This window comes from Micromonospora sp. LOL_021 (assembly GCF_048060215.1).
Classification (GTDB): Bacteria; Actinomycetota; Actinomycetes; order Mycobacteriales; family Micromonosporaceae; genus Micromonospora_E.
The window spans coordinates 21,974-28,669 of record NZ_JBHMIN010000068.1 but is presented as its reverse complement, the minus strand read 5'-3'; the positions used below and the strand labels follow the sequence as shown (position 1 = coordinate 28,669).

Annotated in this window: 6 protein-coding genes; 2 read left to right on the top strand and 4 right to left on the bottom strand. The window is 70.8% G+C overall.

From position 1 onward, the window contains the following. The 4 genes from ACFHWT_RS28500 to ACFHWT_RS28485 form a co-directional block, all read right to left on the bottom strand. On the bottom strand, positions 1–1,180 hold a 1,180-nt coding region (locus ACFHWT_RS28500), incomplete at its 3' end, for an aldehyde dehydrogenase family protein (protein ID WP_416597753.1). Further along, positions 1,177–2,541 carry an FAD-dependent oxidoreductase gene (locus ACFHWT_RS28495; RefSeq protein ID WP_416597752.1) on the bottom strand — a complete coding sequence of 455 codons (1,365 nt, stop codon included), beginning with the start codon at positions 2,539–2,541 and terminating at the stop codon, positions 1,177–1,179. The genes ACFHWT_RS28500 and ACFHWT_RS28495, both read right to left, overlap by 4 nt. Continuing rightward, positions 2,534–3,841 (bottom strand): kynureninase, encoded by a 1,308-nt coding sequence (gene kynU, locus ACFHWT_RS28490; RefSeq protein WP_416597751.1) that lies wholly within the window; start codon positions 3,839–3,841, stop codon positions 2,534–2,536. The genes ACFHWT_RS28495 and kynU overlap by 8 nt, the downstream gene beginning before the upstream one ends. 11 nt (positions 3,842–3,852) lie before the next feature. Further along, positions 3,853–4,746, bottom strand: a complete 894-nt coding sequence (locus tag ACFHWT_RS28485) for a tryptophan 2,3-dioxygenase (protein ID WP_416597750.1) — start codon at positions 4,744–4,746, stop codon at positions 3,853–3,855. A gap of 142 nt (positions 4,747–4,888) precedes the next feature. Here ACFHWT_RS28485 and ACFHWT_RS28480 point away from each other — a divergent pair, with 142 nt between their 5' ends. Both ACFHWT_RS28480 and ACFHWT_RS28475 read left to right on the top strand, forming a co-directional pair. Beyond that, entirely contained in the window at positions 4,889–5,326 is a 438-nt protein-coding gene (locus ACFHWT_RS28480; RefSeq protein WP_123600997.1) for an Lrp/AsnC family transcriptional regulator, read from the top strand. 104 nt (positions 5,327–5,430) lie between these two features. Beyond that, positions 5,431–6,696 carry an AAA family ATPase gene (locus tag ACFHWT_RS28475; protein ID WP_416597749.1) on the top strand — a complete coding sequence of 422 codons (1,266 nt, stop codon included), beginning with the start codon at positions 5,431–5,433 and terminating at the stop codon, positions 6,694–6,696.

Here is a 6,696-nt window from a genome sequence, read left to right as displayed (position 1 = left end):
CCGTCAACACCGTCGGCTCCACATACGCGCCGCCGTCGCGGGCGTCACCGAACGACGGCACGCCACCACCGGCGCGCACGTCGGCACCTTCGGCGCGGGCCAGGTCGTAGTAGCCGAGCACCTTGTCCCGGTGACCGTGCGAGATCAGCGGCATCGTCGAGATCGTCTCGTCGGCGGGCCAGCCGTACCGGGCGTCCCGGGCCGCCGCCGACAGCCGGTCGACGAAGGAGTCGAACACCGGCCGCTGTACGTACAGCCGCTCGGTGCACAGGCACACCTGGCCGCCGTTGGTGAACGACGACCGCACCGAACCCGCCACCGCGGCGTCCAGATCCGCGTCAGCGAAGACCAGGCCGGCGTTCTTGCCACCCAACTCGAACGACACCGCCTTCACCCCGTCCGCCGCCGCCCGCATGATCGCCGACCCCGTCGCCGACTCACCGGTGAACGTGACCGCGTCCACCCCCGGATGAGTGGTCAGCCACTCCCCCGCCGCACCCGGCCCGAACCCGTGCACCAGGTTGAACACCCCGTCGGGCACGCCGGCCGCCGCCATCACCTCGGCGAGCAGCGTCGCCGACGCCGGCGTCTCCTCACTCGGCTTCACGACGACGGCGTTACCGCAGGCCAGCGCCGGAGCCACCTTCCAGGTCAGCAGCAGCAGCGGCAGGTTCCACGGCACGATCACCGCGACGACGCCCACCGGCTTGCGTACGGCGTAGTTCAACGCCCGACCACCAGCCGGCGTCACCGTCGTGAACGACTCCGTCGGCGCCGTCACCGCGATCTCCGCGAACGCCCGGAAATTCGCCGCCCCACGCGGAATGTCCAGGGTGCGGGCCTGGCTGACCGGTTTACCGGTGTCCGCCACCTCGGCCGCGACCAGATCGTCGAAACGGCGGTCCAGCTCGTCAGCGACCGCCCGCAACACCGCCGCCCGGTCCCGTTCGGCCATGCCGCCCCACGGCCCGCGCAACGCCGCGCGGGCCGCAGCGACCGCCGCGTCCACCGTCGCGGCGTCGGCCTCAGCCACCTCGAAAACCGTCTCCCCGGTCACCGGCGACACCTTCGCAAACCGCTTCCCCGCGTCGACGAACCGGCCGCCGACGAAGTTGCGCAGCAGGCCGGGACCGGCAGCGGCCGGCCGACCGACGTACAGGTCGGGGTGCCACAGGGTCATGGGCGTCCCTTCCGGGCAGAACCGTGTCCCTTCCGGAGGGACCGGGTGACGGCGGCGCCGAGTGCCCCTACCAACAGCGCCGCCGTCCCGGCCACCGCCGCCGCCAGCACCTGGTGCTGCCGCCGGACCCGTCGCCTGACTTCGGCGTACGGGATGGTGGTGAAGGAGACTATCTCGTACCGGGACACGTAGCGCCCCGGCAACGCCCGTTCCAGGGCGTGTTCGACCTTGCGGAAGGTCTGGAACGTCGGGGAGGCGACCTTGTCGCGCATCTCGACGAAGTTCGCCAACGCCATCTGGGCGATCGCTTCGGCGTTGTCCTGGCGGCGGGACTGGTACAGCGGCAGCGCCGCCGCCCAGTCGCCGCCCGTGTCGTCGAGGCAGCGGTCCAGCTCGACGACGTCCTCGAAGGCGCAGTTGGCGCCCTGGCCGTAGAACGGCACGACGGCGTGGGCGGCGTCACCGACCAGCGCCACCCGGCCGCCGACCTGCCACGGGTCGCAGCGCACCGTGCCGAGCAGACCGACCGGGTTGTGCTGGTAGTCGTCGACCAGGTCCGGCGCCAGCGGCGGTACGTCCGGGTAGTGCTCGCGGAAGTGCCGTTCGATCGCCGCCGGGCTGCTCAGCGAGGCGAAACTCGACGTACCGCCGGTCGGCCAGAACAGGGTGCAGGTGAAGGAGCGGTCCGGGTTCGGCAGGGCGATCATCATCGAGGTGCCGCGCGGCCAGATGTGCAGCGCACCGGGGTCGAGGGCGTAGTCGCCGCCGACCGCCGGGATGGTCAGCTCCTTGTAGCCGTAGTCGAGGAAGTCGAGGCTCTCGTCGACCAGGCCGTGGGCGAGCAGTTGGCCGCGTACCGCCGAACCGGCGCCGTCGGCACCGAGCACGACCTGCGCCTGCGCGCGGACCGTGCCCTGCGGCGTGTCGAAGGTCGCCTCGCCGGTGTCCGGGGCGAGGCCGACGAGCCGGTGGTCGAAGACGACGGTGACGCCGGGCGCGGCCTCGGCGGCGTCGAGCAGCGCGTTGTTGAGCGCGCCCCGGCTGATCGAGTTGATCGCTCGCTGCCCGTCGGCGCTGTACGGCTGAAAGTCGAGGTCGCCGTCGACCGGGTGGATCATCCGGCCGGGCATCGGCAACGCGTCGGCGAGCACCTGGTCGGCCAGGCCGATGCGGCGCAGCGCGTCCAGGCCGCGTTCGGACAGCGCCAGGTTGATCGACCGGCCGCGTTCGGCGGTGCCGCGTCGCGGGTCAGGTCGGCGCTCGTAGAGGGTGACCGGCAGGCCGCGGCGGGCCAGGAAGCAGGCGAGCAGGCTGCCGGCCAGGCCGGCGCCGACCACCGCGACGGGTGCGCGTTCAGACATCGTCGCCGCCTTTCGCTGGGAGGGTCGCGGCGAGCGCCTGGGCGGCCCGCCAGCAGTCGTGGTACGTCGAGTACAGCGGCACCGGGGCGAGCCGGACGATGTCCGGTTCGCGGGCGTCGGCGATCACCCCGTGCTCTTGGCGCAGCCGGGCGGTCAGCGCGTGCGCCCCCGACCCGGTGCCGCCAGCGGCCGACGTCGCGATCCGCAGGGACAGTTGGCAGCCGCGCCGGACCGGGTCGCGGGGGGTGACGACGCTGACCGGCCGGCCCGGCAGAATTTCGTCGAGCAGCTGCTCCAGGTAGCCGGTGAGCCGTTCGCTGCGTTCGCGCAGCGCCGCCATGCCGACCTTGTCGAAGATCTGCAGCGAGGTGCGGACCGGGCCCATGGCGAAGATCGGCGGGTTGGAGATCTGCCAGGCGTCGGCGCTGGCCGGTGGCCGCGACACCGGGGTCATGTCGAAGCGGGTCGCCGGCTCGGTGCTCCACCAGCCTTCGAATCGGGCCAGCGTCGGATCGCCGTGGTGGCGTTCGTGCACGTACGCCCCAGCGAGGGCCCCGGGCCCGGAGTTGAGGTACTTGTAGGAGCACCAGGCGGCGAAGTCGACGCCCCAGTCGTGCAGCCGCAGCGGCACGTTGCCGGCGGCGTGCGCCAGGTCCCAGCCGACGATCGCGCCAGCGGCCCGGCCCGCCTCGGTGATCGTCCGGATGTCGAGCAATTCGCCGGTGAGGTAGTTGACCCCGCCGAGCAGCACCAGCGCCACCCGGTCACCCTCGGCGCGCAGGTAGTCGACGACGTCGGCGGTGCGCAGCGTGTCCTCGCCGGGGCGCGGCTGCAGTCGGACCACCGTACGGTCGGGGTCGAGGCGGTGGAAGACGGCCTGGCTGCGCACCGCGTAGCTGTCCGACGGGAACGCCGAGTCCTCGATGACGATCCGGGTACGGTCGCCGGCCGGCCGGTAGAACGACACCATCAGCAGGTGCAGGTTGATCGTCAGCGAGTTCATCACCACCGCCTCGCTGGGCAGGGCGCCGACCAGTCGCGCGGCCGTGTCGGTGAGCAGTTCGTGGTACGGCAGCCACGGCCGGCCGGCTTCCAGGTGGCCTTCCACGCCGAGCCGGGCCCAGTCGCCGAGGTCGTCGAGCAGTTCGGCGCGGGTGGCCTTCGGTTGCAGGCCGAGGGAGTTGCCGGCGAAGTAGGCGACGTCGGGGTGGTCGCCGCCGGTGGCCGGCGGGATGTGGAACAGGTCGCGGTGCCCGGGGTCGGCGGCGTCACGGCGACGGGCGTCGTCCTCAGTGAACATGTGGCAGCCTCTCACATGCTGGTCCGGGCGGACCAGATCTCGGGGAACACCACCCGGGCCATGCTGCGTTGCAGCCAGGCCAGCCCGGCGGAGCCGCCGCTGCCGACCTTGGCGCCCATGGTGCGCTGCACCGCCTTGAGATGCTTGTACCGCCAGTCGCCGAACTGCTCGGCGACCTCGGTCAGCGCCTCGCCGAGCTGCCGCAGGTGGTTGTCCGGGCCGTTGACCCGGTAGACCTCGACCCAGGCGGCCTCGACCGCCGGGTGCGGTTCGTGTTCGGTGGCGAGGTCGCGGCTCAGCAGGTCGGCCGGGATGTCGTGGCCGGCGCGGGCGAGCAGGGCGATCACGTCGTCCCACAGGCTCGGCGCGTGCAGGGCCTGCTCCAACTCGGCGTACACCTCGGGTTGGCGGCGGAACGGGCGGATCAGCGACGGGGTCCGGATGCCGAGGATGAACTCCAGCTGCCGGTACATCGCCGACTGGAAACCGGAGCCCTCGCCCAGCAGGTTGCGGAACCGGTTGAAGTCGGCCGGGGTCATCCAGCGCAGCGTCTGCCAGGAGGCGTTGAGCCCTTCCAGGTGCAGGGCGGCGCGGCGCAGCGGGGAAAGCGCCTCCCACACCCGGTCGGCGCAAATCAGCCGTTGGGCGTCGCGCAGCTCGTGGCGGGTCAGCCCGAAGTACAGCTCCATGATCTGGCTGACCATCAGGAACGACATCTCGCCCGGATCGTCGCTCAAGGTACGCTGCAGGCTGTGCAGGGTGCTGGCGTGCACGTAGGCGTCGTACGGCACCCGGTCGCCGAACTCCAGGGTCGGCTCGCCGGCGTTGGCGGCGGCGCGGGCGTCGCGTTCGGCCGCGTCCACCGGCCGCACGGCCGGTGGGCTGGCCACGTCGGTGCTGTTCACGTCGGCTGCCCTCCTTTGCTGTGTCGCCCATGATTGCCGACTTGCGGTCCGTGGCTGAATACCGGATCAACGGCGGTACGCGGCCGCGACCTGCAGGTCCGTGGCTAGATTGGGGTGGTCGGTTAACGAAGGGAAAGTGTCCGTGGACGAGATGGATTGGGCGCTGCTGCGTGAGTTGCAGGCTGATGCCCGACTTTCCTTCAGCGAGCTGTCCCGCCGGGTGCATCTGTCGCCGCCGGCCGTCGCCGAGCGGGTACGCCGACTGGAGGAGTCCGGGGTGGTCAGCGGCTACCATGCGCACGTCGACCTGACCCGGGCCGGCTGGACGGTGATCGCGCTGATCCGGATGTCCTGCTACGGGTCGCACTGCATCCTGCGCGACCCGCAGGTGCCGACCTGGCCGGAGATCCTGGAGATCCACCGGATCACCGGGGACGCCTGCTCGATGTTGAAGGTGGCCGCGGCGTCGATGGACGCCTTCGAGGACGTGATCGACCGGCTCGCCCCGTACGGTCAGCCGTCCAGCACAATGGTGCTCTCCACACCGCTGGGCTGGCGTCCGGTCACCGCCGCCGACTGACCCCCGCTTGACAGTCGACTGGACGTCGACAGAGCCGCGATTCTGTCAATTTTCGCCGGATACTGCGGTATGGTTGCGGGGTCATGCGCTAGGAGGCAGGTGCTGTGCTGATCCGTTTCGAGGCGGCGAACTTCCGCTCGATCCTCGGACCGGTCGAGCTGTCGATGGTCGCCGTCGACCGGGACCGGCCGGCGGTGCAGCGGGTCGACAGCATCGACGAGAGCCTGCTGCCGGTCGCCGCCATCTACGGTCCCAACGCCTCCGGCAAATCGAACGTGGTTGCAGCGCTCAGCTGGCTACGCGACGCGGTCGCCGACTCGCTGCGGTTCTGGGACGACGGGATCCCGGTCGAGCCGTTCGCGTTCGGCGACGGTCCGCGACGCCCGTCGGAGTTCACTGTCGAGCTGATCCTCGGCGGGGTCCGCTTCGAGTACGTCGTCGAGCTCGACACCGACGCGATCCGTTACGAAGGCCTGTTCCACTATCCGGAGCGCAAGCGGCGTCGGATCTTCGAACGCGAAGGCGACGAGCTGACGCTGCAACGGGGCCTCGGCCACCTGTCGGGCACCCGTGAACTGCTGACCGCCCGGACTCTCGCCTTGTCAGTTGCCCGGCGGTTCCGCGAGCCCCTCGTCACCGGCCCAGCCCACGCACTGTTGAACGTCCAGACACTGGGGCAAATGGCTCGGCGCCGCCCGTTCGTGAGGCGGGCGGCAAGCCTCTCGACCAGGTACTGGTTCGAGGAGACCGGCTCCGATCAGCTGCAACCCGCGTGGTTCGAGGACCTGCGTCCGGACCGGGCCCAGGCGTTGGCGCTGCTGCGGATGGCCGACCTCGGCATCGAGGACGTGCTGATCGATGACGGTGCAGCTGCTGATCAGGATCTGACACCGCCGGGCCGTCGACGACGGGTCCGGTTGGTGCATCGCACGGAAAGCGAAGCGGTCCCCTTGGATTTCGGTGCCGAGTCGGAGGGCACCCGTACCTGGTTTCAACTCATCGGCCCGGTGCTGACCGCGCTGAAAGCTGGTTCCCTGCTGCTGTTCGACGAGCTGGACGCAAGCCTGCACCCGACGTTGTCCATGCAGCTCATCCGGCTGTTCACCGACCCCGCGACGAATCCCTCGGGAGCACAGCTGATCTTCACGTCGCACGACACCAGCCTGCTCAACCACCTGAACCGGGACGAGGTCTGGCTGACCGAAAAGGCAGCTGACGGCGCGACCCGCCTCGGCGCCCTCGCCGAGTTCGCCGGCGAACGCGTACGCCGGTCACAGAACCTCGAAAAGGCGTACCTGCACGGACGGTTCGGCGCGCTACCCGACGTCGACCGCACCGAGATCCTCCGGGCACTCGGACTGATCGGCTGA